The organism is Dactylococcopsis salina PCC 8305, from assembly GCF_000317615.1.
Taxonomy (GTDB): Bacteria; Cyanobacteriota; Cyanobacteriia; order Cyanobacteriales; family Rubidibacteraceae; genus Halothece; species Halothece salina.
Genome location: NC_019780.1, coordinates 1,113,241 through 1,139,870 on the forward strand (window position 1 = coordinate 1,113,241; position 26,630 = coordinate 1,139,870).

The 26,630-nt window shown below is 41.4% G+C and carries 30 protein-coding genes and 1 pseudogene; 12 read left to right on the forward strand and 19 right to left on the reverse strand.

The features are described 5' to 3' along the window. Positions 1–67: 67 nt before the first annotated feature. Complete coding sequence (gene psbH / locus DACSA_RS05655; protein WP_015228822.1) at positions 68–271, forward strand: photosystem II reaction center phosphoprotein PsbH; 204 nt, start codon at positions 68–70, stop codon at positions 269–271. 56 nt (positions 272–327) lie between these two features. Here psbH and DACSA_RS18910 read toward each other — a convergent pair whose 3' ends face one another. Beyond that, positions 328–489: a YqaE/Pmp3 family membrane protein gene (locus tag DACSA_RS18910; RefSeq protein ID WP_015228823.1), complete on the reverse strand. Its 162-nt coding sequence runs from the start codon at positions 487–489 to the stop codon at positions 328–330. A gap of 184 nt (positions 490–673) precedes the next feature. On the opposite strand from DACSA_RS18910, the gene DACSA_RS05665 reads away from it, so the two are divergent. Next, a complete protein-coding gene (locus tag DACSA_RS05665) occupies positions 674–1,951 on the forward strand; it encodes an NRAMP family divalent metal transporter (RefSeq protein WP_015228824.1) in 1,278 nt (425 codons plus the stop codon). Between the two features lie 121 nt (positions 1,952–2,072). Here DACSA_RS05665 and DACSA_RS05670 read toward each other — a convergent pair whose 3' ends face one another. Further along, positions 2,073–2,516 carry a hypothetical protein gene (locus DACSA_RS05670; RefSeq protein WP_041235353.1) on the reverse strand — a complete coding sequence of 148 codons (444 nt, stop codon included), beginning with the start codon at positions 2,514–2,516 and terminating at the stop codon, positions 2,073–2,075. Between the two features lie 63 nt (positions 2,517–2,579). Here DACSA_RS05670 and mfd point away from each other — a divergent pair, with 63 nt between their 5' ends. The 3 genes and pseudogenes from mfd to DACSA_RS23020 all read left to right on the forward strand — a co-directional run. Further along, positions 2,580–6,062 carry a transcription-repair coupling factor gene (gene mfd / locus DACSA_RS05675; protein ID WP_015228825.1) on the forward strand — a complete coding sequence of 1,161 codons (3,483 nt, stop codon included), beginning with the start codon at positions 2,580–2,582 and terminating at the stop codon, positions 6,060–6,062. 198 nt (positions 6,063–6,260) lie between these two features. After that, entirely contained in the window at positions 6,261–6,914 is a 654-nt protein-coding gene (locus DACSA_RS18200) for a hypothetical protein (protein WP_015228827.1), read from the forward strand. A gap of 72 nt (positions 6,915–6,986) precedes the next feature. Further along, a pseudogene (locus tag DACSA_RS23020) lies at positions 6,987–7,064 on the forward strand (type II toxin-antitoxin system HicB family antitoxin); the annotation flags it as partial. A gap of 55 nt (positions 7,065–7,119) precedes the next feature. Here DACSA_RS23020 and DACSA_RS05685 read toward each other — a convergent pair. Then, positions 7,120–8,181: a mannose-1-phosphate guanylyltransferase gene (locus tag DACSA_RS05685; protein ID WP_015228828.1), complete on the reverse strand. Its 1,062-nt coding sequence runs from the start codon at positions 8,179–8,181 to the stop codon at positions 7,120–7,122. A 79-nt stretch (positions 8,182–8,260) separates the two neighbouring features. Here DACSA_RS05685 and DACSA_RS05690 point away from each other — a divergent pair, with 79 nt between their 5' ends. The 3 genes from DACSA_RS05690 (at position 8,261) to DACSA_RS21340 (ending at position 9,139) form a co-directional block, all read left to right on the forward strand. Continuing rightward, entirely contained in the window at positions 8,261–8,776 is a 516-nt protein-coding gene (locus DACSA_RS05690) for a pentapeptide repeat-containing protein (protein ID WP_015228829.1), read from the forward strand. Between the two features lie 14 nt (positions 8,777–8,790). Beyond that, on the forward strand, positions 8,791–8,934 hold the full coding sequence (locus tag DACSA_RS21335) for a hypothetical protein (RefSeq protein ID WP_198007642.1): 144 nt from the start codon (positions 8,791–8,793) through the stop codon (positions 8,932–8,934). A 61-nt stretch (positions 8,935–8,995) separates the two neighbouring features. Further along, positions 8,996–9,139, forward strand: coding sequence for a hypothetical protein (locus tag DACSA_RS21340; RefSeq protein ID WP_198007643.1), 144 nt, complete (start codon positions 8,996–8,998; stop codon positions 9,137–9,139). 77 nt (positions 9,140–9,216) lie between these two features. Here DACSA_RS21340 and DACSA_RS05695 read toward each other — a convergent pair whose 3' ends face one another. Together DACSA_RS05695 and DACSA_RS05700 are read right to left on the reverse strand one after the other, a co-directional pair. Continuing rightward, complete coding sequence (locus DACSA_RS05695; RefSeq protein WP_015228830.1) at positions 9,217–10,149, reverse strand: lysylphosphatidylglycerol synthase transmembrane domain-containing protein; 933 nt, start codon at positions 10,147–10,149, stop codon at positions 9,217–9,219. 184 nt (positions 10,150–10,333) lie between these two features. Further along, entirely contained in the window at positions 10,334–11,935 is a 1,602-nt protein-coding gene (locus tag DACSA_RS05700) for a hypothetical protein (protein ID WP_015228831.1), read from the reverse strand. Positions 11,936–12,038: 103 nt separating this feature from the next. Between DACSA_RS05700 and DACSA_RS05705 the strand changes: the two genes are divergently transcribed. From DACSA_RS05705 to DACSA_RS05715, 3 genes are all read left to right on the forward strand, one after another. Then, entirely contained in the window at positions 12,039–12,662 is a 624-nt protein-coding gene (locus tag DACSA_RS05705) for a DUF6391 domain-containing protein (RefSeq protein ID WP_015228832.1), read from the forward strand. An 80-nt stretch (positions 12,663–12,742) separates the two neighbouring features. After that, positions 12,743–12,982: a photosystem I reaction center subunit IV gene (locus DACSA_RS05710; protein ID WP_015228833.1), complete on the forward strand. Its 240-nt coding sequence runs from the start codon at positions 12,743–12,745 to the stop codon at positions 12,980–12,982. A 9-nt stretch (positions 12,983–12,991) separates the two neighbouring features. Then, positions 12,992–13,831 carry a DNA-formamidopyrimidine glycosylase gene (locus tag DACSA_RS05715; protein ID WP_015228834.1) on the forward strand — a complete coding sequence of 280 codons (840 nt, stop codon included), beginning with the start codon at positions 12,992–12,994 and terminating at the stop codon, positions 13,829–13,831. A 277-nt stretch (positions 13,832–14,108) separates the two neighbouring features. On the opposite strand, the gene DACSA_RS05720 is transcribed toward DACSA_RS05715, so the two are convergent. From DACSA_RS05720 to DACSA_RS05735, 4 genes are all read right to left on the reverse strand, one after another. Continuing rightward, a complete protein-coding gene (locus DACSA_RS05720) occupies positions 14,109–14,609 on the reverse strand; it encodes a DUF4168 domain-containing protein (RefSeq protein ID WP_015228835.1) in 501 nt (166 codons plus the stop codon). A 232-nt stretch (positions 14,610–14,841) separates the two neighbouring features. Further along, positions 14,842–15,948, reverse strand: a complete 1,107-nt coding sequence (gene dprA / locus DACSA_RS05725) for a DNA-processing protein DprA (RefSeq protein WP_015228836.1) — start codon at positions 15,946–15,948, stop codon at positions 14,842–14,844. Between the two features lie 10 nt (positions 15,949–15,958). Then, on the reverse strand, positions 15,959–16,795 hold the full coding sequence (rsmI, locus tag DACSA_RS05730) for a 16S rRNA (cytidine(1402)-2'-O)-methyltransferase (RefSeq protein WP_015228837.1): 837 nt from the start codon (positions 16,793–16,795) through the stop codon (positions 15,959–15,961). A 423-nt stretch (positions 16,796–17,218) separates the two neighbouring features. Beyond that, the gene (locus tag DACSA_RS05735; protein WP_015228838.1) at positions 17,219–17,968 is read right to left on the reverse strand and encodes a hypothetical protein; all 750 of its coding nucleotides are present in this window, start codon (positions 17,966–17,968) and stop codon (positions 17,219–17,221) included. A 167-nt stretch (positions 17,969–18,135) separates the two neighbouring features. Between DACSA_RS05735 and DACSA_RS05740 the strand changes: the two genes are divergently transcribed. Next, a complete protein-coding gene (locus DACSA_RS05740; protein WP_015228839.1) occupies positions 18,136–18,903 on the forward strand; it encodes an HAD-IIB family hydrolase in 768 nt (255 codons plus the stop codon). Between the two features lie 47 nt (positions 18,904–18,950). Here the strand turns inward: DACSA_RS05740 and DACSA_RS05745 are convergent, their stop codons facing one another. The 10 genes from DACSA_RS05745 to prfB all read right to left on the reverse strand — a co-directional run bounded on the left by DACSA_RS05745 (position 18,951) and on the right by prfB (position 26,605). After that, a complete protein-coding gene (locus DACSA_RS05745; protein ID WP_015228840.1) occupies positions 18,951–20,279 on the reverse strand; it encodes a TldD/PmbA family protein in 1,329 nt (442 codons plus the stop codon). Between the two features lie 134 nt (positions 20,280–20,413). Continuing rightward, the gene (locus DACSA_RS05750; protein ID WP_015228841.1) at positions 20,414–20,632 is read right to left on the reverse strand and encodes a YgiT-type zinc finger protein; all 219 of its coding nucleotides are present in this window, start codon (positions 20,630–20,632) and stop codon (positions 20,414–20,416) included. Then, complete coding sequence (locus DACSA_RS22835) at positions 20,632–20,769, reverse strand: DUF4258 domain-containing protein (RefSeq protein WP_083874373.1); 138 nt, start codon at positions 20,767–20,769, stop codon at positions 20,632–20,634. Before DACSA_RS22835 ends, DACSA_RS05750 begins: the two co-directional genes overlap by 1 nt. A gap of 116 nt (positions 20,770–20,885) precedes the next feature. After that, on the reverse strand, positions 20,886–22,205 hold the full coding sequence (locus DACSA_RS05755) for an aminopeptidase P N-terminal domain-containing protein (protein WP_015228842.1): 1,320 nt from the start codon (positions 22,203–22,205) through the stop codon (positions 20,886–20,888). 76 nt (positions 22,206–22,281) lie between these two features. After that, complete coding sequence (locus DACSA_RS05760; protein WP_015228843.1) at positions 22,282–23,073, reverse strand: MBL fold metallo-hydrolase; 792 nt, start codon at positions 23,071–23,073, stop codon at positions 22,282–22,284. Positions 23,074–23,075: 2 nt separating this feature from the next. Beyond that, positions 23,076–23,681: an anthranilate synthase component II gene (locus DACSA_RS05765; protein ID WP_015228844.1), complete on the reverse strand. Its 606-nt coding sequence runs from the start codon at positions 23,679–23,681 to the stop codon at positions 23,076–23,078. A gap of 48 nt (positions 23,682–23,729) precedes the next feature. Then, positions 23,730–24,176: a diacylglycerol kinase family protein gene (locus DACSA_RS05770; RefSeq protein ID WP_041235712.1), complete on the reverse strand. Its 447-nt coding sequence runs from the start codon at positions 24,174–24,176 to the stop codon at positions 23,730–23,732. A 125-nt stretch (positions 24,177–24,301) separates the two neighbouring features. Next, positions 24,302–24,784, reverse strand: coding sequence for an rRNA maturation RNase YbeY (gene ybeY / locus DACSA_RS05775; RefSeq protein ID WP_015228846.1), 483 nt, complete (start codon positions 24,782–24,784; stop codon positions 24,302–24,304). Next, a complete protein-coding gene (locus tag DACSA_RS18925; RefSeq protein ID WP_015228847.1) occupies positions 24,784–24,954 on the reverse strand; it encodes a DUF3285 domain-containing protein in 171 nt (56 codons plus the stop codon). Before DACSA_RS18925 ends, ybeY begins: the two co-directional genes overlap by 1 nt. Before the next feature lie 546 nt (positions 24,955–25,500). Continuing rightward, positions 25,501–26,605, reverse strand: a protein-coding gene (gene prfB, locus DACSA_RS05780; protein ID WP_015228848.1) for a peptide chain release factor 2 whose coding sequence is annotated in 2 segments (ribosomal slippage) — positions 25,501–26,532 and positions 26,534–26,605 — 1,104 coding nt in all. Because the reading frame shifts where the segments join, the coding sequence is not laid out codon by codon here. Positions 26,606–26,630: the final 25 nt, after the last annotated feature.

The window sequence follows — 26,630 nt, forward strand, 5'->3', positions numbered from 1 at the left end:
TTTATGATTTCGTGTCCTTTATTCGTTAAAATTAGGGGTGACAGGTTAACAAAAAAATTTAGGTACTATGGCACAACGGACTCGATTAGGAAATCTTCTCAAACCTCTGAACTCAGAATATGGAAAAGTTGCCCCTGGTTGGGGAACAACTCCTGTAATGGCAGTCTTTATGGGACTATTTTTTGTTTTCTTATTGATTATCTTACAAATTTACAACTCTTCCCTACTGATTGAAGGGTTTGAGGTGGACTGGAGAAACCTCAGTCAGTAAACTAAACGAAAAGCTAAAATACACTAACCCGGCATTCAGTTCCGGGTTTTTTTAATTTAGTCGAACTTGGCAATTACCCAGACGGCATGAATTAAGCCTGGAATGTATCCTAAGAGAGTGAGCAAAATATTCAACCAGAAATGTCCACCAAAACCCACTTGCAGAAACACTCCCACTGGTGGAATGATTACAGATAAGATAATTCGGATTACGTCCATCGTCTTTCCTCGTTTTAGAGACTGCTTACGCTGATATCATATCTGAAATCCCTTAAGATTTGCTATCAGATCGTTATGGAAATAAATCGATCGGTACAGGAAAGTAAAGAAGTAAAAATGCACCGAATAATCAGAAAAAATCAGGTAAACTATGACCTGAAAAACTCAACCCTAACTCATCTTTATGGCAGAAAACTCTAATGCAGGGGAAGCGAAACGACTGCTATTAGCCGTCGGGCCAGGGATTTTAATGGCAGGGGCGGCGATCGGTGTTTCCCACCTAGTTCAAGCGACTCGCGCTGGTGCTGATTATGGATTTTCCTTACTGTGGTTACTGATTTTAGCGGTACTGAGTAAATATCCTTTTATGGAATTTGGGCCTCGTTTTGCGGCTGCTACTGGTAATAACCTCGTCACTGGCTATCGACAGATGGGAAGTTATGCTTACTGGATTTATGTGGCGATTACTGTGGGGACGATGTTTATTATCCAAGCTGCAGTAACGGTTGTTACCGCAGGGTTAGCCGAACAACTGTTTAATCTCGGTTTGTCTCCTGTGATTTGGAGTGCTGCGATTTTAGTCGTCTGTATTGCGTTGTTATTTCTAGGACATTATCCTGTCTTAGATTTCACGATGAAATTTATTATTTCTGTGTTAACTATTTGTACGGTGATTGCGGTGATTATGGCGTTGGCTGCGACAACAACAAATCCTGTTGCAACACCAACACCGCCGTCTTACTGGAATCGGGCTGGCATTAGTTTTGCAATTGCTTTTATGGGCTGGATGCCGATTCCCCTCGATGCTTCAATTTGGCATTCGATTTGGACGGGAGAACGGACTCAACAAACCCATTATCGTCCTACCTTAAAAGAAGCCAATTTTGACTTTAATTTGGGTTATCTGTCTGCTGGTTTTATTGGTTTACTTTTCTTTCTTCTTGGCGCTTTGGTGATGTTTGGTAGCGGTGAGAGTTTTTCTAACAATAGCGTTGAGTTTTCGGTACAGGTGATTAAACTTTATAGTCAAACGTTGGGAGAGTGGAGTGTTCCTGTTATTTCTGTCGCGGCGTTGGTGACAATGTTTAGCACCACTTTAGCGGTGACTGATGCTTATCCGCGAGTAATGTCTGCTTTGTGGAGGGAACGTCAGGAACAGTTGTCAGAGGATAAAAGTAAGACAGTTATTTATCGTTTATCTTTGTTGGTGATTCCAGGGGTGGCGCTACTAATTTTAATCTTTTTGGCAGGTCAAGCATTTACAGTTTTAATTGATTTTGCTTCGGGATTGTCTTTTTTAGCAGCCCCGATTCTCGGTTGGTTTAATTTGAAGTTGGTATCTGGAAAATGGATGCCAAAAGAAGCGCGACCGAGAAAGCCTTACCGATACTTTAGTTGGTTGTGTTTGATTTGGCTAGTTGTGTTTACTTTGATTTGGTTTTATTGGCAATTTTTCAGTTAAAGCATTATTCTATTTTTTCTCTCTTTTTACTTAAGCCCCCCTTTCAAAGGCAGGGCTGTTTCATTCTATTTTTTTGCTTGTTCCAGATGTTAGGAATAACCGGGGTTTTACGGCTTTTTTCTTATGAATAAGTCAAAAAGTAAGAAAAAGCGTTCGATCGAACGTACCGTAAGAGGTTCAGGCGATCGCCTTCAATTTTGACCCCGAGAATGAAACAGCCCTGCCTTTCAAAGGGGGGTTGGGGGGATTTTAGCCAACCTACTTTTCTAGTGTTGGGTTGCGTCTCCTTCACCCAACCTACTTTTCTAGTGTTGGGTTGCGTCTCCTTCACCCAACCTACTTTTCTAGTGTTGGGTTGCGTCTCCTTCACCCAACCTACTTTTCTAGTGTTGGGTTTCGTTTCCTTCACCCAACCTACTTTTCTAATGTTGGGTTTCGTCTCCTTCACCCAACCTACTTTTCTAGTGTTGGGTTTCGTCTCCTTCACCGAACCTACTTTTCTAGTGTTGGGTTTCGTCTCCTTCACCGAACCTACTTTTCTAGTGTTGGGTTTCGTCTCCTTCACCCAACCTACTTTTTAGGATTCGTATTAGAATGAGAACGAAATACTGTTGACACCTCATTATTCATGGCTTTTGCTTCAGTTATTCGCACGATCGCCCGATCGAGGCTAACTCAAGAACTCTTACAGACTTTAGAACAAAATCAGACTCTCAAACTAACTGGAATCCCCCGTCTCCCCAAAGGACTCATCGCCTCAGCATTTAGCCAACCGTCACAACATCTTTTTGTGATCTGTGCAACTTTAGAGGAGGCGGGACGATGGGCGACCCAATTACAAACCATGAACTGGAAGACGGTACAATTTTACCCCACTTCGGAGGCGACTCCCTACGAAGGGTTTAACCCAGAATCGGAGATGATCTGGGGACAAATTCAAGTCTTATTAACTCTCATTGAAAACGCAGACAATCCCCTCGCGGTTGTCGCGACAGAAAAATCCCTACAACCCCATCTTCCCCCGAAAGCGGTTTTTGAAAATTCCTGTCTCTCTTTCTCGAAAGGAATGACATTGGATAGTAAAACGATCGATCGCCGTCTGACTGAATTAGGATATGAACGAGTCTCTCTCGTAGAAACAGAAGGACAATGGACTCGCAGAGGAGACTTAGTTGATATTTTTCCCGTCGCTTCCGAACTCCCGATCCGTTTAGAATGGTTTGGGGATGAGTTGGAACAGTTACGGGAATTTGATCCCGTAAGTCAACGTTCTCTCGATCAAATTGAAACCTTGACCTTAACTCCCACTAGCTATTCTCCCCTCATTGCGAAAGGAATTATTGAACAAGGAAATCTCGATCGCGTCAACGATCATCTTTCCCCAGAAGAACAAAGTGCGATCGAAGAACAAAACTATCCCAACGGGATGAACCGCTTTTTAGGATTCGCCTACTCTCAACCTGCGTCTTTATTAGACTATCTTCCCGATCAGACTCTCATTGTCCTCGATGAACCCGAACAATGTCACGCCCACAGCGATCGATGGTTGGAACACACCGAAGATCAATATCTGGAATATAATCCCCAACAAGACCTTCCTCGTCTTCACACTGACTTAAAAACTAGCTTAGAAAACGCCAAATCTTTCTATCAACTCCATCTTTCTGAAATCAGCGAAGAAAACGACAAAGGCGTTAATCTTGCGAGTCGTCCGCTTCCTGTAACCCCTCATCAGTTTGCCAAACTCGCCGAAATCATCCGAGGGAAACGAGAAATTTACAACGGAATGACCCTAAAAGATTACAATACTTGGATTGTTTCCGCACAACCGTCTCGATCGGTCTCCCTACTCCAAGAACACGATTGTCCCGCCCAATTTGTTCCCAACCCCAAAGACTATCCTGCGATCGAAAAATCTCATCGTGATCATACAGCAGTTGCGGTTAAATACTCAGGATTAGGAGAACTCGAAGGGTTTATTCTCCCCACCTTCCGTATTGCCATTGTCACCGATCGAGAATTTTTTGGACAGCACGTTTTAACCACACCCAGTTACATTCGCAAACGTCGCCGCGCCGCCTCTAAACAGGTTGATCTTAACAAACTGCGTCCCAACGATTATGTGGTTCATCGTCAACATGGTATCGGAAAATTTCTCAGACTGGAAAGTTGGGAAACCAGAGAATATCTCGTCGTTGAATACGCCGATGGCTTACTGAGAGTTCCCGCCGATAGTTTAGACTCTCTCTCCCGTTACCGTCATCTGGGAGAAGGGAAACCCCAACTGAATCGGATGTCGGGGAAATCATGGCAAAATACCAAAAATAAGGTTGAGAAAGCGGTTAAAAAAGTCGCTGTTGATTTATTGGACTTATACGCGAAACGATCGCAGCTTTCGGGTTATGCTTATCCACAAGATACGGTTTGGCAGCAAGAGTTAGAAGACTCGTTTCCTTATCAAGCAACACCCGACCAATTAAAAGCGGTTCAAGATGTCAAACGAGACTTAGAAAGCGATCGACCAATGGATCGTCTGGTTTGTGGGGACGTGGGATTTGGCAAAACTGAAGTTGCTATCCGTGCCATTTTTAAGATTGTCATGTCGGGGAAACAAATCGCCTTTCTCGCACCGACAACCATTCTCACCCAACAACATTATCACACCCTCAAAGAACGTTTTGCCCCCTATCCCATCAACATTGGACTTCTGAATCGGTTTCGGACAAGTAACGAACGGAAAGACATTTTAAAACGTCTTGCGACAGGTGAATTAGATATCGTCGTCGGAACACATCAACTGCTAAATAAAAGCGTCAAATACAAAGATTTAGGAATGTTGGTGATTGATGAAGAACAACGGTTTGGGGTTAATCAAAAAGAGAAAATCAAAGCCATGAAAACCGAGGTGGATGTTTTAACTCTCACCGCAACACCGATTCCTCGCACCCTGTATATGTCCTTGTCAGGGATACGAGAGATGAGTTTGATTACCACTCCTCCCCCCTCCCGTCGTCCCATTAAAACCCATTTGTCTCCTTACGATACTGAAGCGATCCGAACTGCCATTAGAAATGAACTCGATCGCGGCGGACAAGTGTTTTATGTCGTTCCTCGTGTGGAAGGAATCGAAGAAACGGCGGGAAAATTAAGGGAAATGGTTCCTGGGGCGAGAATTTCGATCGGTCATGGACAAATGGAAGAAGCGGAATTAGAATCAACCATGTTAACCTTCAACAATGGCGATGCTGATATCCTCGTTTGTACAACGATTATTGAATCGGGGTTAGATATTCCTCGCGTGAATACCATTGTTGTGGAAGATTCCCAGAAATTTGGCTTATCCCAACTGTATCAGTTACGGGGAAGAGTCGGTCGATCGGGGGTTCAAGCCCATGCGTGGTTATTATATCCCAAACAAAGCAGTCTCAGCGATACCGCAAAAAAACGTCTCCGCGCCTTACAGGAGTTTACCCAATTAGGGTCAGGTTATCAACTGGCGATGCGAGATTTAGAAATTCGTGGCGTTGGGGAATTATTAGGGGCGAAACAGTCTGGACAAATGAACGCGGTTGGGTTTGACTTGTATATGAGTATGCTACAAGAGGCGATTCAAGAAGTACAAGGACAGGATATTCCACAAGTTGAAGACACTCAAATTGATTTGAAATTAACCGCATTTGTTCCTAGTAATTATATTACTGATCCTGATCAAAAAATGGATGCTTATCGCACTGTAACCATGGCGAATAGTAAGAAAGAATTAGACCAAATTCGCAACGATTGGCGCGATCGATATGGAGAATTACCCGCACCCGTAAATCAATTATTGCAGATCATGGAATTAAAGCAAATTACTAAATCCCTCGGTTTTTCTCGGATTAAACCCGAAGGAAAACAGCACATTGTTTTAGAAACAAAAATGGAAGAACCCGCTTGGAAACGAGTACAAGAACATCTCCCGAAAAAAATTGCTTCTCGCTTTGTTTATAGTAAGGGAAAAGTAACCGTTCGCGGTTTAGGGGTTTTGAAAACACAGCAACAGATAGATAATTTAATTAATTGGTTAGGACAATTGAGAGAATCTTTAGAACAAGAAAGCGCAATGATTTAACTGTAGGTTGGGCCCTCGGTTACGAAACCCAAGCTGATTTATAATTTTAATAATATAATGGAAGCTATTGAAATTTATAATACTCTAAAAAGTAAAGTTACAGTTGATCCCCCCTTAGCCCCCCTTAATAAGGGGGTTGGGGGGATCGTCATGTAGCACCAGTTTATCGAAATGGTATAAATAATTAAAGAGGGATTCATGAACATAAAAAAAAATAAGAGCAAATGGAGATACTGGCAAAATATTTGTTTACTCTTCAGTTTAGTGGGAGGAGTTAATTTTGGCGATACAAGTAGTTTAGCTGCAACTTGGCGTTCTAATTCTGGGAAAACTCGCATTCCTAACTTAGATAGTATTTGTTGGGGAAATAACTATTTAGATTCTGTCAGGACAGTTTTTGGTGGAGGAGTTTATTATGGGAATATTACTTTTAATACTATCAAAACAAGAGGTTGTCTTCCCCAAGATACCTTATCAGGAATTTTTAATCTTTATCAAGGAAGCAACTACTGTCAAGGTAAATTTACAGTAACATGGCGAGCAAATAATCGCGCTTTTTTACAATGGGATATTAATAATTTAGGCGAATGTCCGATTAGTATATCTCATTGGGAAATAAACACTTATCCTGTTGCTGAAACAAACACAGGAAACTCAGGCATTTCTTCGCAGGGAGTAGCAACTGTTTTTGATCCTCCCTCCAATGTTAGAGAAACTCCCAATGGTACAATCATTTGTTCTGTTAGAGAAGTGATGAATATTGACTTATTTGGTGCAGCAAAAAATGGTTGGTATCGAACTAATGTTTGTGGTGAAATGGGTTATATTCATGAGAGTCAAATTCGTTTTTAGAAACGTAGGTTGGGTGTAGTTGCGGTTAAAATTAGTAGGGTGGGCATTGCCCACCATGATCAAGGAAATGATATGATTTACAAAGGGTATGAAGCTGTAATTGAATACGATGAAGAAGACCGTTTATTTTTTGGTCGAGTAATAAATATAGGGGAGAAACGTAGGTTGGGTGTAGAGAAACGAAACCCAACATCTAAAACGAGACTTATAAAAACTTGTCAAAACGATCGTCAGCTTGTAACTCTTTAAGCAGTTTTTTAATATCTTGGGTGCGATCCTTCTTCACGACTAAAGTAACATTTCGATCGCGCACAATCACCACATCTTCTAACCCCAACGTTACCACCACCTGTTCAGAATCAGAACTATAAACAATCGTTCCCTTAGTATCTAACCCCAAATGTGTTCCCATTTCAACATTCTCGTTATCCCCCTTAAACAACCGTTCTAACGCATTCCAATCACCCAAATCATCCCAACCAAACTCAGTGGGAATCACCGTTGCGAGTTGGGTTTTTTCCATCAATGCGTAATCAATGCTATTTTTCGGTAGATCAGCATACGCCACTTTTCCCTTCTCCTGTAACGGCGTTAAAATATCAGGAGCGTATTGTTTTAACTCCTTTAACACCACACCCGCGCGGAAAATAAACATTCCACTATTCCAACTAAAACGTTCCGTTGCGATAAAAGATTCTGCGGTGTCATGGTCGGGTTTTTCCGTAAAGCGAGTGACACTATACGCAGATATATCGTGATTGTCTCTGATTTTCTCTCCCTGTTCGATGTAACCATATCCCGTAGAAGGATAGGTGGGTTTCATCCCGAGAGTAACAATCACCTCTTCTGACAAAGCTAAATCAAAAGCCGCCTCGATCGTCGCTTCAAATTTTACCGTATTCCCAATCCAATGATCCGCAGGGAAAAAACCAATAACCGCATCTTCCCCATAGCGTTTCGCGATTTCTATTGTCGCCCAAGCCACCGCCGGTGCAGTATCCCTACCTTGCGGTTCAACTAAACAATTTTCAGGAGGAAGTTCAGGGAGTTGTTCTTGTACGCCAGAGGCTAACATTTCAGAAGTAATCACCCATATTTTCTCCCATCCCGAAGCCAAGTTTAAGAGTCGGTTAGCAGTAGCTTGTAAAAGAGTGTTTCCGCTTCCATCCAGAGATAAAAATTGTTTCGGACGTTCCCGACGGCTAACGGGCCAAAACCGTTCTCCTTTTCCACCAGCAAGAATCACAGGAATTATTGAAATCGTCATTTGCTTTTAATTTTGTGTTGAGTCTCCATTAATTTTAAGAGATAATGGGAACATCAAGAACATTTCCTAAGAAAAAATCATGGTTAAAAAAATGATCAAGCGAATTTTATATTTAGCAATTGCTTTCCTTTTAGCTGGAATTTGGATTTTATTAGATGCTAAACCTGCGGTTGCACAAGATGATGATAGCAGTGTTAATTACACTTATACTGTTGTTTCGGAAAGAGACTTTTCTAATAAAGATTTAGTCGGTGCTGTTTTTGCCGCTGCGGAAATGCGTCGGACTAATTTTAGCGGCTCTAACTTAGAAAATGCAATGTTTACCAAAGGAACTTTAATTAATGCTGATTTATCGAATACAAATTTAAGTGGCGCATTAATGGATCGAGTTAATTTAGATGGCGCAGATTTAAGTAATGCTGTCTTAAATGGAACTTTCTTAACCCGTAGTACCCTAGAAGGAACAAAGATCACAGGGGCTGATTTTACCGATGCAATTCTGAATCGTTATCAAGTCAAACTCTTATGTGAAAAAGCAGAAGGAGTTAACCCGAAAACTGGCGTTTCTACCAGAGAAAGTTTAGGTTGTCGTTAGTAATCGTAGGTTGGGTGGAGGAAACGAAACCCAACATTAATATTCGTTATTCGTTATTCGTTATTCGTTATTCGTTATTCGTTATTTGTTATTTGTTATTGGTTGTTGATCACTGTTTACTGGTCACTGTTTACTGGTCACTGGTCACTGGTCACTGATCACTGATCACTGATTACTGTTTACTGGTCACTGGTCACTGGTCACTGGTCACTGCAATGGGTGGAGGAAACGAAACCCAACATCAATATTCGTTATTCGTTATTCGTTATTCGTTATTTGTTATTTGTTATTTGTTATTGGTTGTTGATCACTGTTTACTGGTCACTGTTTACTGGTCACTGGTCACTGGTCACTGATCACTGATCACTGATTACTGCTTACTGATCACTGATCACTGGTCACTGGTCACTGGTCACTGCAATGGGTGGAGGAAACGAATTTCAGCAAACCCTAATTAGATATCTCCCCATAAAGGGTAAACCAGCAACGGCGGGAAGAAAATAACGAGAGGTACAAAGTAATCCTAATGCGGCTGCGGTTGGTGCATCTAAATAGTTACTATAAAAGAAAACTAGCGCTGCGTCACGAGTGCCAATTCCTGCAAAAGTTAACGGTAATAATCCTGCTAAAATTGCTAACGGTGCGAGGGCTAAGTTCGTTAAAAAAGGAGTCCAAGCATTAAGGGCAAGAATAAATAACCAGATTTGAAACAGATGTAAAAACCAAAGAAAAATTGAGGTAACTGTGATTAAGAGAAGCTGTTTTCGATCGCGCCAAAAGTAATCAGACATTTCTCCCCAAGACAGTTGTAAGTTTTCGAGTTTATTTCCTATTTTTTTCGGACTAAACCGTTGTCCAAATTGAAAGCAAATATCAGCAAAACCACGAGAGGATATTAATAACATTCCTAAAGTTAACCCACTGGTGACAATGAAAGTCATCCCCCAAAATAACCAACCTTTATCAGGATATAAAACCAAACCAAACACACACCAAAACAACAGCGAAAGTAAGTCACAAGTTTTCTCAAATACCACTAAAGATAAGGCTAATGATCCCGTTAGTGATCCGCGTTTTTGGATAAAGTAGGCTTTAGCAATATCCCCCATTTTTGACGGTAAAACCATGTTTAATACACTCGCTGCTAAAATTAAACGGTTTCCTTCTGCAAAATTCAACTTTGCTTGTTTTGGGGTTAATTTTTGTAGTCGCCAAGCGGTTAACATGGTTATGGGAATTACCATTCCTAAACTTACAATCATCCAAATACGATGACTATTATTGAAAACCTCTAACAAGGCGTTTAAATCAATTCTTAGATAAAGGACAGCTAGAAGGAAGAGACTAACTACAATTGAGATTAGTTTTTTCATAATTTCTTTTATTACTGCTATTTAATCAACCCTCAAATTAACGTAATATCAGGTTCAGGTAATTGCTTATAATTGGTGTTGGGTTTCGTGTGGAGACGTTCCATGGAACGTCTCTACCCAACCTACTTTCTACCCAACCTACTTTCTTTTGAAAGGGAAAATGGTTAATCGAGTTAGTAGCATTTTAATATCGTCTTTCTAGCTGTAAACTATCCCCATCATTCAATTGTTTAATTTTGTCGGTTAAGTCTAGCCAAAATTGTAACTGATTCAGTTGAAATGTGCGACTCATTACGACATAAATCGAGGTTTGATCAGCACCAATTCCAATCTGTTTAATCGGTTTCCAACTGGGAGAGATTAGTTCATCTATAACGATAAGAGTTTCGTTTTCCCAATGAAAAGAGCGTTGGAAATAAAAGCCTGTTTTCTGCTTTCCTGTGATTAATATTGCTTGTAAGATTTTGCGAATCAAGTTGGGAAAAAAACGACCAACGGTTAGCATCACTACTCGCAAAAGAATCAGCTTTAATGTCGTCATCTGCGTCTGTTTAGCCCATCCTAACTGTCCTTTTATTTGAATCTCATTGGCGTTGATTTCTATGTGAGTATTTTTCGGATCAATCAGATGTCCCACCGCATTTTTAATCTGTTTTCCTTGTTGAAGCAACACGGATAATTGAGTATCAGAAATAATCAGCTTTTGTTGACGGAATAATTTAAACACTCCTCCTTTATTTAAGGCGGAATATAAGGTGGTTTTCCCTCGCTTTTCAATTAAAATTTGTGCCTTCGGAAAATAGACTCGATCGAACGTTAAAGGGGAATATTGCGGACGATGTTCTACAAAATCACGCCAAGCTAATAAATAATTCCAAGTGTGATGTCCGATAATATGATCATCAGCATAACAAGGACTCAAACCGTTAGCTAATCCCTGTAAAAATCCATCATTAATTGCTAAGGCTTCAGGATACCATTTCCCCACTAATTCAAAGCCATGAGGAAAAAAATTATAAGTGTTTCTGCTTCCATATTCTCCCCCATAAGAGCCATCTGGATGTAGAAAATAACGGGCGAATTCTACTGCTTTAATAATGGCTTCTTTTAAACGAATATCTGTTTTTAATTGACAGATCAGCGCCAGGCAATTTATAGTGAGGGAAAGATAGCCTGGGTCACTCCCTTCGTATTCTGGAAACCACCCCTCATCACACTGCCATTCTAAAAGGCGTTCGAGGCGCAAAACCTTTACTCTGTCCCATTTTGAAGTATTGAGCAGTTGACTAATTTTTTCTAAGCAGAGAATAATCAAGGCGTGGTGATTGGAGAGTCTGCCACTTTCTTGATGATGCGCTAACCAATCCGCTCGTTTTTCAAAAAATTGGAGGATGTTATAGTCAGATAGGTTCAAGAGTCGATAGCTTTCCACGCAAGCGAGAAGAGAGAAAGCGGTTGCTCCGGCGGCTTGTTCAAAGGGAAAATAATCGTCACAGGAAGCGTTTTTATGACTACTACGGATAGCGTAGAAAATACCCGCTTCTACCCAGTCTCTGATAGCTGATTGTTGATAAAACGGATTGTTGGGGCAGTTGGTATCATAGGCTAAAGCGAGAGGATAGACGAACTCTTGCGCCATGCCACTGGGGAAGTCTATAATTTTATAATGCCAAAAGTTTCGATCGAAGCAGCCATAAGTAGGACTGTGAGGGTTACGGTCTAAAAGGGTGAGTAGCTTTGGAATTTGCTCGATCGCGCTTTGAGCAAATAAATCTCGATCAGTCATAGTTTTCGGATTCTACAGGGATTTTAACTACTGTTACTTTAGTTGATTCTAGAAGGAACAGAAAAGTTAGATTAGAAGAAAGCCAAATCATCGAGTATTGCTGATGACCACTGATAGCGCAACGGAATTTTTTACTCCTCAACCGACAGGAGATAGCGACTTATTAAAACAGCTTTCCTTCCTCCCTGGCTTGAAGGAAATGTTAATGTTACGTCAAGTTCACGCCTTAGAACACGCAACCGTCTGGATATTAAGCGAAACGGGAAAAACAGGTCAAAACAAAGCAAATTTTACTCCCACACGCACCGATAACGAAACCCTAGGAGGACTTTCCACAGAAAAAGGATTCTATCTTTACGGTGAAGTCTCCCCAAAACAGTTACAGCGAGGAGTAATCAAAGCCTTACAACGGTTTCGAGAGGGAGAATGGGATTTAGCGATTCATCCTCGTTGTGGAACGAATGCTTCTGTGGCGTTACTCCTCACCACAGGATTAACATTAGGTTCTCTGATTTCTTTACCAAAAGACCCCATTTCCCAATTATTAGGCGTAGGGTTGGGAGTCAGTGTTGCTTCTTCTGTCGCACCAGATGCGGGACAATGGACACAAAAATATATAACGACCGCCGTTCCTTTCAATTTAGAATTAGAACAGATTTATCAAACCCTTGATGTTTGGGGACGTTCAGCAAATTTTGTGCAGTTGCGATGGCGAAATCTGCAATAAAACTTAAAATCAAAAGGCAGCCATATCCCCCAAACTAATAGTACGCTTAGTTTTAAAGGTTATTTTTTGAGAAATTTATCATGACAGAAGTTAATCGCAAAGACAAAGTTAGAATCCTCCGTAAAGAGTCCTATTGGTATGGTGATGTGGGAACGGTTGCTACCGTCGATAAAAGTGGCATTATCTATCCCATCATCGTTCGTTTTGATAAGGTTAATTACTCTGGTGTTAACACCAATAACTTCGGTTTAGACGAAGTAGAAGTGGTGGAAGCAGCACCGAAGAAGAAAAAAGAAAAAGCGGCTAGTAAAAGCGAATAATAGCAATTAGTGCCGGAATTACCAGAAGTTGAAACCGTTTGTCGTGGGTTAAATGAATTAACTCAAGGACAAGTTTTTCAGGGTGGGGAGGTGTTACTAAAACGTAGCATCGCCCACCCCGTTTCTATTGAGGCGTTTTGGTCGGGATTAAAAAATACTAAAATTCAACAATGGCAAAGACGAGGAAAGTATTTGTTAGCCGAACTTTCTTCGGGGGGATGGTTAGGGCTACATCTTCGCATGAGTGGTCAGTTGTTATGGGTGGAACAAAGTGAACCGTTAGCGAAACATACAAGGGTGCGCTTCTTTTTTTCGGAAGGAAAGGAACTTCGTTTTATTGATTTAAGAACCTTCGGTCGCGTGTGGTGGGTTGCGCCAGATGTTGATCTGAAAACGGTGATTACAGGCTTAAATAATTTAGGGGTTGAACCTTTCTCGCCAGAGTTTACGCCGACTTATTTGGGGAATAAACTTAAAAACCGTCGTTGTGCCATTAAAACGGCGTTGCTAGATCAAAAAGTGGTTGCGGGAATTGGCAATATTTACGCAGATGAGACTTTATTTTTGGGTAAAATTTCACCGTTGCGAGAGGCGGCGAGTTTAACCTCTTCAGAAGTGGAAGCCTTACAGCAAGCAATTATTTCTGTTCTCAGTACGGCAATTGAGGAAGGAGGAACGACTTTTAATAGTTTTCTCAACCTTTTAGGGGTGAATGGGAATTATATGGGGAGAGCTTGGGTTTATGGTCGAGAGGGAGAGGTTTGTCGTGAATGTGAAACGGTGATTCAACGATGCAAAATTAATGGACGGTCTTCCCATTTTTGTCCCCGTTGTCAAGATGTGCGGTAGTTAGGAATTAAATTTTTTGCCCCCAACCCCCAATTCTGGGGGCTTAATCTTCAAAAAAAGGTGTTAATTAAGGCTTACTGAATAAACCTAAAACCTTTACCAAATCAGCTTTTAAGGCTCTTAATTCTTGGAAAAGGTGCAAGGGAATTGAACGCTCAATCGTCACGCACCCTGCATCAAAACTTTGAAATCTTACTGATTAATCAACCCTATTGCCTAAGGCAACTTGCCTCTTGCCTTACTACACCGACCTAAGAATTTTTTCAGCAAACCCTAATTACTCATCGCTTTCGCTTTGAATGATTTGTTGGACTTCCTGGCGGAGGGTAGGTTGTTCTCGAACGGCGGCTAAAATTTGCTGGAAACGAGGAACTTCTAATCCTTTTGATTCTACTGCTTCTTTCATGTTGGATTGAGTTTCACGCTGGATTTGAGCTAACTTCTCACTTACAGTTTCAAATTGTTCTTGTTCCTGTTGTGACATATCAATGTCTTCTTGAGGGTTTCGTTGCGCTTTTAAAATTTCTCGGAATCTCTCTTTGCTTAATCCTTCATTTTGGAGCGCTTCATTGACTTTATCTCTGGATTCAATTTGAATGGCTCGCATTTCTTGAATCGCTTTCGCAAATTGTTCTATTTCTTGAGAATTGATTTCTCCTTCGCTGGCTTGTTTGACTTGGCTTTGTGCTACGGGTGCTGAGGGTTGCGCTAAAGCAGGAGTGGATAGAGTTAAGAGTAATAACAGGCTGGCACTACTGATGTATAGGGGGTTGAACATTAATATGTCTCCTTATTTAGTGATTCATTATGTTTGATTTATTGATATCAATCATAATTGTTGCTCGTTACGTTTCCACACTATCTTAACAGCAGAAAGTGCTGTCAAAAATTTCGACATTGTATCATTTTGTTTGAAAAAATCCTGCTACGGTTGATCCCCCCTTCGCCCCCCTTAATAAGGGGGGTTGGGGGGATCGCTATGTAGCGCTAATTGTTCAAAACGATATTAATCAATTGATGCGTTGGTAACGCATTCCAGGCGCTTGGGAAATTAAACCGAGTAGTTCTAATTGTAATAATCCTGCAGCGATCGCATTTGGGGTTTGAGGAACGTTTTGCACGATTAAATCAAAGGCAGTTGGTTCTGAAGCGATCGCGCTTAAAATTTCTTTTAATTCTGGGGCAATTTCTGGCTCAGGAGCGCTTTTTTCGGGTAATAAGTCTAGTTGTGGCATTGTTCCCAACATTTCTAATAAATGCCCTTCGCTAAGAATAACATTTGCGCCTCGATTCAGTAATCCTAAACACCCGATCGCGTTTTTATTATCTAATGATCCCGGTAAAACATATACATCACGCCCAAATTCGTTGGCATATTTGGCGGTAATTAATGCCCCTGATTTTTCGGGGGCTTCGGTGACAATTACGGCGCGAGATAAACCCGCAACAATGCGATTTCTGGCTGGAAAATTGCCTCGATCGGGCTGCGTTCCTTGAGCATATTCGGTTAAAATTGCGCCGTTTTCTTCGACTTTTTGATACAAGTTTCGATTTTCTTGGGGGTAAGTAATATCTAATCCTGTTCCTAAAACGGCGATTGTTCTTCCTCCTGCTTCTAAACAACTCTGATGGGCGATCCCGTCGATACCAGCGGCTAATCCTGAAACAATTGTATAACCATGTTTAACAAGGGTAAATGTTAGTTTTTGCGTCCATTTTTTCCCATATTCACTGGGCGATCGAGTGCCAACAATACTAATTAAAGGTCGTGTTCCCTGCATTTCTTGAGGGTCAATTTTTCCTCGATAATAAAGTGTCGGCGGTGGCGAAGGAATTTCTAATAATAAGCGTGGATATTCCTCGTCCGATGGAGTCCAAAATTGGGGATTTTTTTTCAGATGTTCGGTTAAAATTGTTTCGGGAGAAAGGCGCGATCGCTGCTCAAGAATTTGCGCTATACTTTTCTTTCCTAACCCAGACACTTGTTGTAATTCTTGTTGATTCGCTTCCCAGGCTTTTTTTAAGCTCGAAAAATGTTTTTGTAATCTTTGGAGGGTAACAGCACCGACTCCTGAAACTTGCGACCATGCTAACCAATAAAGACGTTCTGATTCCATTGTCTTGATTTTATTCTAGTTCCATTGATAATTGATAAATTTCTTGACGAGAAAGAGAAGTTAATTTTGCTAACTGACGACTCGCTTGCGAGCGAGGGATTCCTTGTGCTAAAAGTTGTCTCAATTCTCCTTTGATTTCTTCGGAAGAAAGATTTAATTCCCTACTTTCTTCTCTTCCTGAAACCACTAAAGTATATTCCCCTTTCGGTGTTTTTTCGGTGTAGTAATTAATGGCTTCCTCGCAAGTGAAATAATGAAAACTCTCATAAAATTTAGTCAGTTCTCTTCCTAACATAAGCGCTCGATCAATGCCCAGAAACTCCCCTAAATCTTGCAAAGTTGCCTTTAACTTATGCGGTGATTCATATAAAATCATCGTCCTTGTTTCCTGTTTTATTGCTTGTAAACGTTCTTCTCTCGCTTTCCCTTTCACGGGAAGAAACCCCTCAAAAACAAAACGGTTGGTTGATAATCCTGAAACCGCTAAAGCCGTAATGGCTGCGGTAACACCAGGAATGGGAACTACAGAAATTTTTGCAGCTAAACAAGCCTTAACTAAATCATATCCTGGATCAGAAATTGCAGGCATTCCCGCATCGGTGACGAGGGCAATTATTTTCCCTTGCTGTAAGGATTCTATTATTTCTTGTTCCCGTTGTTTCCGATTATGTTCATGGTAACTAATTTGAGGCGTTTCTATTTCGTAATGGTGTAATAATTTTCCTGTGTGGCGTGTATCTTCAGCGGCAATTAAATCAACTGTTTTTAAGGTTTTAATCGCCCGAAATGTCATATCTTCTAAATTGCCAATAGGTGTTCCCACTAAATAAAGTGTTCCTTTTCTCATTAAGACTCTCCGATAAATGTAGTTTGGGTGAAGAGTAGCAAAACCCAACATAAATTAGTCATTAGGTAGAGACGTTCCATGGAACGTCTGTACATTAGTCATTGGTCATTGGGAAAACTGATCCCTTACTAATCCCGAATGACAAAGAACGAAGGACAAAGGACAAAAATGTAGGTTGGGTGAAGAGTAGCGAAACCCAACACCCAATTAGTGACCAATGACCAGTTAAGCAGTTACCAGTAGTTCTCGAACTTGATTAGTAAAAGCGAAAGAAAGATTGATCAATTATTAATTTACTGGTCACTGGTCACTGATCACTGATCACTGGTCACTGGTCACTGGTCACTGGTCACTGGTCACTGGTCACTGATCACTGATCACTGATTACTGGTCACTGATTACTGGTCACTGATCACTGTCAAACTACTCATCTAAAGGGTAAAATAACTTGGTTTCATCGGAATAGTGCCACGAAATTTTCTCAGGATCGCGCTTGCGACTCCATTGAGAAAAATCAGGGTCTAATTTTCTTTTGCCAACGGTGCTAGGATGAACCATTAAACGGCGGGCGAGTTCGGCTTGAATCAGAGAAACTTGATTGTCTTCTTCAGTGTTTGCGGGAGGTGAAGTTGAGGTAACTTCCCTTTGCGTTGCGGTGGCACGATTAACATTAGAATTGACTTGAGAAAAATTGCTTGTTTTGGCAACAGAAGAGGTTGTTATTTCTTCGCTGCTTTCTGCTAGGTCATTCTCTTCTTCTAATTCTAGGTTATCGAGAGAATCTGGTTCGGTAAAAAAGTTTTCTACAGCGCTAGAGGTAAGGAAGTAGTAAACTTTACCTTGATTAGGAATCTCTCGACTTTTGGCACTAAATTCTGTTGCTTTGTAGTCTAGAAACTTGTTGGCTTGATTCCCTTCAACGTTCGCTTTCATGGCAAGATCAACGGGGGTGACACATCCATTGTTGTCTTTAAGCAGTTGATTGAAAATCGGATTGACTTTGTTAATAAATCGTTGCCATTGCCATTGTTGAATAATTTGCCAAATGATTATGATCAGTAGCAACGCAAGCAAGATCGGCCAAGCAGTAGCAACAACCACCGCAATCAGCGCGATCGGGATGATGAGAACTAAAAAGCTAGTTGCACCACTATCAATTACTTTTCCAGTCATGGGTTTATGTGTTGAATTTTCGGCAATTACAGAAACTATTTTTTTACATCGAGAGTGGTTTCTATTCACTCTTTTGATCTATTGTCCACTAATTTTAGTCCGTTGCGTTGCTTGAGTTGAAATCAATTGCCTAGTTGTATAAAATTACAGAAAAACCGTGTTTTATAATGAGTCCTATTGCTAATTTCAAATCAGAAGATGCTAAAAAAGTGAAACTGGTTGCCACAGATTTTGATGGCACAGTTACGGAAAAAGGTCAGTTGACGGTGGCTGCAATTGAGGCAATATCACAGTTGCCTACGGTAGGAATTAAATTAATTATTGTGACTGGACGATCGGCAGGGTGGGTGAATGGCTTAAGAAATTATTTGCCAGTTGACGGCTCGATCGCGGAAAATGGAGGAGTTTACTATCATGATCCCGAAGCGTCTCCAGATTTTCTGGTTTCAATTCCTTCCCGAAACCAACATCGTCAAAATTTAGAATCAGTTTTCCAACAACTAAAAGTTTCCTTTCCTCACCTACAAGAATCTCCTGATAATGCTTTTCGTTTTACAGACTGGACATTTGACGTTGCGGGGTTATCAATTGCTGACTTAAAACAAATTGCGGAGGAGTGTCAGCAACAAGGCTATGGCTTTACTTATAGCAGCGTACAATGTCATATCAAACCACAATTGCAGGACAAAGCAAGTGGCTTACAAACTGTTCTTAAAACTTATTTTCCAGACATTAGCAACGAAGAAGTTTTAACCATTGGCGATAGTCCTAATGATGAATCATTATTCAATCCTGAAATTTTCCCGATATCGGTAGGAGTGGCGAATATCAAACCTTATCAGCAACAATTAACCCACATTCCGAAATATGTAACAGAAGCATCAGAAGGAAAAGGTTTTTCGGAATTGGTAAATTATCTGATTCCCCCTTTTTAAGGGGGTTTGGGGCGATCGGTACATAGCGCCAGTTTATGAAACTATTATTAGATGCTGTCGGTGACGCTACTAAAATTAAATCCCTTGACTCTCACGCCAGGAACTACTGTTCCCCCAAATCTTTGTACTTCTGATAAGTCATCAATTTGGTTTAACATTTCAGGAAGATTTTGATTAAAGCGCAGGTTTTTAATGGGATAGGCTAACTCGCCATTTTCAATCCAAAATGTGCCATCTCTGGTCATTCCAGTTACCTCTAAGGTGCGGGGATTAACATAACGCACATACCAGGCGCGAGAAATAAAGATTCCCTGTTTTGTCTCTGCAATTAAATCGGTTAAAGACTTGTCACTTCCAGACATGACGATCGGGTAAAACGCCCCTGTTGGTGAAGTTTCTTTCTGTTGCGCCCAATATCGACTGTAACTGAGGTTTTCTACTTTGCCTTGTCGAATCAGAGGTAAACGAGTGTTGGGGAAGCCATCACTAAAAAATGTTCCTGTTTGTAATAAAGGATGATTTCCATCTCGCCAAACTTCTACATTGGGGCTAAATAAGGATTCTCCGAGACGATTTCCCCCTTCAGCAGATGACATAAAAGAACGTCCTTCGTCGGCAGCCCTTGCGTCTAAATTCCAGATTATCCAAGGCAGTAAGTCGGCAAAAGCAGCCGCATCAAAGATGACTGGATAACATCCTGGTTGAATTTCTCGCGGGTTTTGGGATGCGATCGCCCTTTCAATCACCTTATCTATGATGTAATTAACAGGTAAATTGTTAATTGAGTAACTACTGCGTTGATGCCAACTTGAACCAGTGCCAACACGGGCGGTAAAACTAAAATTTGCATCTGTACCCGTTTCACAAGCACGTAACCCCTCGGAATTGCCCACTACTTGCAATTTTACCCGACTGCTGAGTGTTCCTGAACCATCGACTCCGTTTTGGCGACATTTCTCAGCTACCTGCTGGATCATTTCTCCTTTCTGCAATGGGGAGAAATTCGCTGTTGCCTCGTCGTTGGCGGGAAAGCGAGGATCATATTGTTGCAGTGGCAATAATCCCACCCATTCAGGGTCATCAGGGGCGACTTGTGCTAAGGTTTGAGAACGGTTAAGGGTGTCTTCGATCGAGGCGGCATCTAGTTCGGTAGTGGCAGCAGATGCACTTTGTTTCCCATAATAGCTGGTGATGGTTACTTTCACCTGCGCTCGATCGAGATTTTGAGTAATCTGATTTTCACTAAAGCGACTGAGGGCAGATTCTTCAGCATTAACCGTAACAAAAACTCCGTCAGCTTTTGATTGTTTAATGATTGTTTCTAATAAAGAAAGTGCCTGATCTTTGGTAATAATTGAATTCGTGGTAGTCGTCATTATTAAATTATTTTTTATCTAATATCAGGTTCAGGTGATTGCTTATAATTGGTGTTGGGTAGAGACGTTCCATGGAACGTCTCTACCCAACCTACTTTTTACTTGGTGTTGGGTTACGCTTCTCTTCACCCAACCTACTTTTTACTTGGTGTTGGGTTACGCTTCTCTTCACCCAACCTACTTTTTACTACTGTTTGAACTAAATCAACTTCTTTAGTTTCAAAAATAACTTCGCCACAGTCCTCACAAACCCAAGCAGGAATTGCATCCCAAGTAATATGATAACCATTACGATCGATGGAAAAGGGAGCAGTTTTCCATTGCATTTTTCCTTGACAAGATGGACATTCCATTAGTTTTTTCTCCTCCGAAAATCTGATGACCAATCGTTAATATCTGGACAGTAAGCTGTAATAATAGCGAGATATTCTGTCTTGGGCGCACAAACAACATGAATTGGACGATTATCTTGTCCAAAGCCTAAAATCAAACAACTATAGCGCTAAAAAATCAGGTCGCACACATTCCAAAATATTGAAACTCACCTATACCTCACTAAGGCAACTTGCCTCTTGCCTCTTGCCTAGCGCTATAACTGGTCACTGATTAATGTTCCATTTCATCAATTGATTTAGGAACACCTGCGCTTAAAACTTCATTACCATCAGGAGTCACCAAAACATCATCTTCAATTCTGACACCAATACCGCGCCATCGTTCTGGTAATTCTGGCTGTCCTTCCACTGGTTTCGCATGAGGAGAAAGATAAAGTCCTGGTTCAACGGTCAAAATATTTCCTGGCTGCAAGGTTTGCCAATGTTCTTCTCCCAGTTTATAGCCACCAACATCGTGAACATCTAAACCTAACCAATGTCCAGTGCGGTGCATATAATAAGGCTTATATTTTTCCTCTTTAATAATCTCTTCAATGTCTCCTTGTAAAATTCCTAAATCAAGTAATCCTTCTACTAAAACTCTTACTGCTGTATCATGGAATTGATTATAAGTATTGCCTGGTTTTACTTCTGCAATTGCTTTTAACTGTGCTTCTAATACAATCTCGTAAATGGCTTTTTGTTCTCCTGTAAATTTACCACTCACTGGGAAAGTGCGAGTAATATCTGAGTTGTAATATTCATAGCAGCATCCCGCATCAATTAAGAGTAAATCATTTTCTTGCAGTTGTTTTTTATTTTCAATGTAATGCAAAATACAAGCATTTTCTGCAGAAGCAACAATACTGGGATAAGCAGGAGAAACCGCACCATTTTTACTAAAAATATATTCAATTTCTGCTTGAATTTCGTATTCGTACTTACCCACTTGCGCCAATTCTTTAGCGCGGTTGTGTGCTTCAGTGGCAATATCCACCGCTTTCCGAATGAGTGATAATTCTTCGGAACTTTTTACTTGTCGCAGGGGATGTAAAATAAAATTACTTTCGGAAATTGCACTCGGTGCAATCCCATTTTTAGGATATTTTGCAACTAAATTTTGCCAATGTTTTAAAACTTGCTGATTAAAGCCTTCATCACGTCCAAAATGATAATAAATACAGTCTGCTTTCTGTATGTATTGGGGCAATTTCTCCTCTAATTCCTTGATTGGGTAAGCCTCATCAGCGCCAAATTTTTCCTTAGCGGCTTCCACTCCAATTCGATACCCTGTCCAAGTTTCTTTTTCTAAGTCTTTCGGTTGAACAAATAAAATAAATTGATGTTCTTCATGGTGAGGGGCAAGCACTAACACTGCTTCTTCTTCATCAAAGCCAGTGAGATAATAAAAATCACTATCTTGGCGAAAGGGATACTCAACATCATTGTGCATGACGGCGGTGGGTGCGCTTCTAAAAATAGCTGTTCCCTGACCGATTTTTTCCATTAAGGTTTGACGACGGTTTTGATATTCTTCTCTTGAAATTGACATTTTTTAAGGGTTGATTTTGGTTTTATTTCAGAATTTTTGTAGGATAATTTACATTTTTTAGTTTTTCGGCAATTATTTACTGAGACTGAGCAAATAAAGGTTGATTATTCATTATTTTAACTGTCATTTTTTCGGGTAGCGCATTAGGCTTGATTGTCATTTTATTCGTTTCTAGTTGCTGAACTGGAATCGGATTTAACAGTTGGGTGAATTCTTCCACTCCTACTAAATCACAGTTGTTGTCATCGGCTGCCTCGGTGCGATAATGACTGGGAATTACTAATTTTGGATTTAAGGTTTCAATGGTTTGTTTTGCCAGTTGCGGTGTATAGGCTTTTTCTCCACCGCCAACGGGAAGAATGACAACATCAGGTTTCCCGATTAAAATTTTCTGGTCAAATTCGAGAGGGGCGGCTGCGCCTCCTAAATGAAGGATTTTTAATCCGTCTTGTTGCCACAACCAAGCGATATTTTGCCCAAATCTACGTCCTCCCTCTCTGTCGTGAGGCATACTAATCCCTTGAATCTCGATTCCTCGAAATTGATATAAGCCTGGTTCAAATAAAACTCGCGGATTATTGGGTAAATTGGCGACTCCTCCCCCTTCGTCAAATAGCTGACTGCTAATCATCACGAGGTTGGCATTCACTTCTGGTGCGGGATATCCTGCGGTGCAACCGATGGGCTTAAATGGGTTGACTAAAATGCGAAGGTTATCACTACTGAATAGGAAGGCGGTGTGTCCGAGTGATGTAATTTCTAATTCTGGGGGCGTTTGTGCTTGGTAGCTTTGAGGATAAAGCACCGTTGCGCTAATTGTGGTTAATGTTCCTAAACCCACATAACGGATAAACTGTCGTCGTTTCATAATCACACTTGCACTAAGTCGGTTAAGGAGGTTAAGAAGTTCTGCAACAGTTGCTTTCCTGATGCGGTGAGGATGCTTTCGGGGTGAAATTGTACCCCTTGCAGGTGCGGATAGTGGCGATGGCGCACTCCCATAATTGTTCCGTCTTCTACCCAAGCGGTGATTTCTAGTTGTTCAGGACAAGAGGCTCGATCGATAATTAGGCTATGATAACGAGTAGCGGTGAAGGGATTGTCTAATTCTGCAAAGACTCCTTCTCCTCGATGATAAACGAGGGAGGTTTTCCCGTGCATCAAAATACTAGCGTTGGTGATTTTCCCGCCGTAGATTTGTCCGATACATTGATGACCTAAACACACTCCCAGAATTGGGATTTTCGGGGCAAATTCTCGAATCAGGGCGAGGGAGATGCCAGCGTCGTCCGGTCGTCCTGGCCCTGGAGAGATCACAATTCCGTTGGGATTTAAATGCGCGATCGCGCTCAAGGTAATTTCATCGTTGCGATACACTTGAATCTCTTTCGCAACGGGGAGATGATTTCCCAATTCTCCCAAATACTGAACTAGGTTATAAGTAAAACTATCGTAATTGTCGATAACGAGGATCATTGGCGAATCTAATATAAGTAAGGCTCGTTATCAAATTTTAACGTTCTCTCAGGACAAAATGAGAGTGAATAGGGGCGGAAATAAAATTATCCCTGCAACAAATAACGCCGCTAAAGCTCCCATTAATACGGCTCCGGCGGCGCAATCTTTAGCGACTTTTGCTAATTCGTGATAGGTTTGCTTAACGGTGAGGTCAACCACTGATTCTAGGGCGGTATTGAGCAATTCTAGTGCTAAGACAAAAGCGATTGTAATCCCAATGACTGCCATTTCTACGTTACTAATCTCTAAAAATATGCCTAAACTAATGGCAATTGTACCGATTACGGTATGAATGCGAAAGTTACGCTGAGTGGAGAAGGCATAGCGAACACCAGCAAAAGCATAACGGAAACTGGTGAATAAATTAGGAGCAATTTTAAAGGCAAGTTTGCGAGTTGATGAAATCTGGTTTAAGTTACTGGAATCAGTAGATGGTTTAGAAACTAGAGTCATCACGTCATCCCCTTGTTTTTGGGAAGAAGTTTGCTGAGTAAAAGATGTGCCTGCGTTTACTGTCATTTTCTCGATTACCTTAATTTACAAAAGTTTCACTCTGGAGAAACAAAGGGAAAGAACACTTACTTATGACCTGACATGACCAATAAGGTTTCTTGATAAGTCAGCATTGCTTCTAGTGTTTTCTCATCGGGATGATCCCAACCGAGCAAATGGAGTAAGCCATGAACCGCTAACCAAGCTAATTCTTGGGTTAAGGAATGCTCATTTTCTGTGGCTTGTTCCTGTGCTGTTTCTACAGAGATGATAATATCGCCAAGATATAAGGGTTCTCCTTCAAAGGCTTCTCCTGAAGGAAAAGGGGTTTCTAAACTGGCAAAAGCAAGAACATCGGTGGGTTGATTTTTTTGCCGATATTGAGCGTTAAGTGCTTTAATTTCGGCATCGTCGCTTAAACAAAGGGTCAATTCGTAGGCTTCGGCTTGGGGAAGTTGGTTTTCTAGATGTTGCACCCAAGTTTGAAACCAGTTTTCCCAAACTGTACGATTTGGAAGTGACGCTTGTTTGTGATGCTCTTGAATATTAATTGTAACGGAGACAGACATTAGTGGGTGATGTATGATAAACCAATAAACAGGGCGAGTAAGCCGATGGTGCTGAGAAAGAAATGTTTTAGAGATTTTCCTGATTTACGCACCATGTTCCGCATTGCTAGTTTGATATAGCTCGGTTTTTCGGTGGTGTTTTGAGGTTGGGTGGTTTGTTGTTCTGTCATTTTGGTTAAGTTTTTGTTACTAAACTTTCGTTAGTTTAACGTATTGTTCCCAGCGCTCGATCGATGATTTAATTAGTCATTGGTCACTGGTCACTGATTAATGTTGGGTTTCCCGTAGAGACGTTCCATGGCACGTCTCTACCCAACCTACGTTTACTACTGAAGTTCCCCCAAGATTGGGGGTTAGGGGGCTGTTTTGACTCTACTGAAGTTCCCCCAAGATTGGGGGTTAGGGGCTGTTTTGACTCTACTGAAGTTCCCCCAAGATTGGGGGTTAGGGGGCTGTTTTGACTCTACTGAAGTTCCCCCAAGATTGGGGGGTTATATCAGGTTCACTCAATCAATGATAAACAGTAGGCCCTAGTGTAGTGAAGCGAAACCCAACACCAATTATAAGCAATTACCCGAACTTGATATTAGGGGGTAGTTTACAGCTGTTTTGACTAATCTGTTGGGTTTCGCTTCGCTTCACCCAACCTACTTTTACTGATTAATGTTGGGTTTCCCGTGGAGACGTTCCATGGAACGTCTCTACCCAACCTACTGTTACTGTTTGCTGCGAAGATATGCCTCGACAAAGGGGTTAATTTCCCCATCGAGAACATCTTCGACGGCGCTGGTTTCTACGTTGGTGCGGAGGTCTTTCACCATTTGGTAAGGATGAAACACATAGTTCCGAATTTGATTTCCCCAAGCGGCTTCTACTGCGTCGCCCCGAATTTCGGCGATTTTTTGCGCTCGTTGTTCTTGGGCAATTACAATTAGTTTTGATTTTAAAAGCGCGATCGCTTTTTCGCGGTTCTGTAGCTGCGATCGCTCTTGGGTACAGCGCACGGCAATCCCTGTGGGAAGATGAACCACACGAACGGCGGTTTCGACTTTATTAACGTTTTGTCCGCCTTTCCCACCAGCGCGAGAGGTGGTAATTTCCAAGTCTTTTTCGGGCAGTTCAATGTCTTGGATTGTGGTTTGATCCAACATCGGCATCACTTCCACGCCAGCAAAGCTGGTTTGGCGTTTCCCGTTGGCGTTGTAGGGAGAAATCCGCACTAAACGATGTGTTCCTTTTTCTCCTTTTAGATAACCATACCCATAGCGTCCTTCAATTTCGAGGGTGGCGGATTTAATTCCCGCTTCATCCCCTTCGGAAAGTTCCGCTAAGTTGACGGTATAGCCTTGTTTCTCTCCCCAACGAGAATACATCCGTAACAGCATTTGCGCCCAATCTTGAGCATCGGTTCCGCCAGCCCCCGTGTTAATGGTTAAGACTGCTCCTCGTTCATCATAAGGATCAGAGAGCAGTTGTTGCAGTTCCCATCGATCGAGCGCCTGATTTAAGGTTTGTAAATTCTCGGTGGCTTCTTCCCAGAGGGCGTGATCGGCTTCGGTTTCCAGCAACTCAAGGATTGCTTTGGTATCTTCTGCGCGATCGCGCCACTTCTGATATTGTTCCCAAGCTGATTTTAAGTCATTCAGCTTTTGCAGCGTTCCCTGTGCCGTTTCAGGGTCATCCCAAAACTCAGGTTGCGCTGCTTGCTGTTCTAAATCTTCAATTTGCGCCTGAATTAAAGGTAGGTCAAAGATACTCCTGGGCTTTCCCCAGGCGTTGTGAAATCGTTTCCATTTCTCGCTTTAATTCGGTAATTTCCATAATTGTTCCTTAAATTACAATCTCA

Bases quoted from the DNA above. Each gene is read 5' to 3' on its own strand.
- psbH (WP_015228822.1), top strand. From the start codon at position 68: ATGGCACAACGGACTCGATTAGGAAATCTTCTCAAACCTCTGAACTCA.
- DACSA_RS18910 (WP_015228823.1), bottom strand. From the start codon at position 489: ATGGACGTAATCCGAATTATCTTATCTGTAATCATTCCACCAGTGGGA.
- DACSA_RS05665 (WP_015228824.1), top strand. From the start codon at position 674: ATGGCAGAAAACTCTAATGCAGGGGAAGCGAAACGACTGCTATTAGCC.
- mfd (WP_015228825.1), top strand. From the start codon at position 2,580: ATGGCTTTTGCTTCAGTTATTCGCACGATCGCCCGATCGAGGCTAACT.
- DACSA_RS18200 (WP_015228827.1), top strand. From the start codon at position 6,261: ATGAACATAAAAAAAAATAAGAGCAAATGGAGATACTGGCAAAATATT.
- DACSA_RS05685 (WP_015228828.1), bottom strand. From the start codon at position 8,181: ATGACGATTTCAATAATTCCTGTGATTCTTGCTGGTGGAAAAGGAGAA.
- DACSA_RS05690 (WP_015228829.1), top strand. From the start codon at position 8,261: ATGGTTAAAAAAATGATCAAGCGAATTTTATATTTAGCAATTGCTTTC.
- DACSA_RS05695 (WP_015228830.1), bottom strand. From the start codon at position 10,149: ATGAAAAAACTAATCTCAATTGTAGTTAGTCTCTTCCTTCTAGCTGTC.
- DACSA_RS05700 (WP_015228831.1), bottom strand. From the start codon at position 11,935: ATGACTGATCGAGATTTATTTGCTCAAAGCGCGATCGAGCAAATTCCA.
- DACSA_RS05705 (WP_015228832.1), top strand. From the start codon at position 12,039: ATGACCACTGATAGCGCAACGGAATTTTTTACTCCTCAACCGACAGGA.
- DACSA_RS05710 (WP_015228833.1), top strand. From the start codon at position 12,743: ATGACAGAAGTTAATCGCAAAGACAAAGTTAGAATCCTCCGTAAAGAG.
- DACSA_RS05720 (WP_015228835.1), bottom strand. From the start codon at position 14,609: ATGTTCAACCCCCTATACATCAGTAGTGCCAGCCTGTTATTACTCTTA.
- dprA (WP_015228836.1), bottom strand. From the start codon at position 15,948: ATGGAATCAGAACGTCTTTATTGGTTAGCATGGTCGCAAGTTTCAGGA.
- rsmI (WP_015228837.1), bottom strand. From the start codon at position 16,795: ATGAGAAAAGGAACACTTTATTTAGTGGGAACACCTATTGGCAATTTA.
- DACSA_RS05735 (WP_015228838.1), bottom strand. From the start codon at position 17,968: ATGACTGGAAAAGTAATTGATAGTGGTGCAACTAGCTTTTTAGTTCTC.
- DACSA_RS05740 (WP_015228839.1), top strand. From the start codon at position 18,136: ATGAGTCCTATTGCTAATTTCAAATCAGAAGATGCTAAAAAAGTGAAA.
- DACSA_RS05745 (WP_015228840.1), bottom strand. From the start codon at position 20,279: ATGACGACTACCACGAATTCAATTATTACCAAAGATCAGGCACTTTCT.
- DACSA_RS05750 (WP_015228841.1), bottom strand. From the start codon at position 20,632: ATGGAATGTCCATCTTGTCAAGGAAAAATGCAATGGAAAACTGCTCCC.
- DACSA_RS05755 (WP_015228842.1), bottom strand. From the start codon at position 22,205: ATGTCAATTTCAAGAGAAGAATATCAAAACCGTCGTCAAACCTTAATG.
- DACSA_RS05760 (WP_015228843.1), bottom strand. From the start codon at position 23,073: ATGAAACGACGACAGTTTATCCGTTATGTGGGTTTAGGAACATTAACC.
- DACSA_RS05765 (WP_015228844.1), bottom strand. From the start codon at position 23,681: ATGATCCTCGTTATCGACAATTACGATAGTTTTACTTATAACCTAGTT.
- DACSA_RS05770 (WP_041235712.1), bottom strand. From the start codon at position 24,176: ATGACTCTAGTTTCTAAACCATCTACTGATTCCAGTAACTTAAACCAG.
- ybeY (WP_015228846.1), bottom strand. From the start codon at position 24,784: ATGTCTGTCTCCGTTACAATTAATATTCAAGAGCATCACAAACAAGCG.
- DACSA_RS18925 (WP_015228847.1), bottom strand. From the start codon at position 24,954: ATGACAGAACAACAAACCACCCAACCTCAAAACACCACCGAAAAACCG.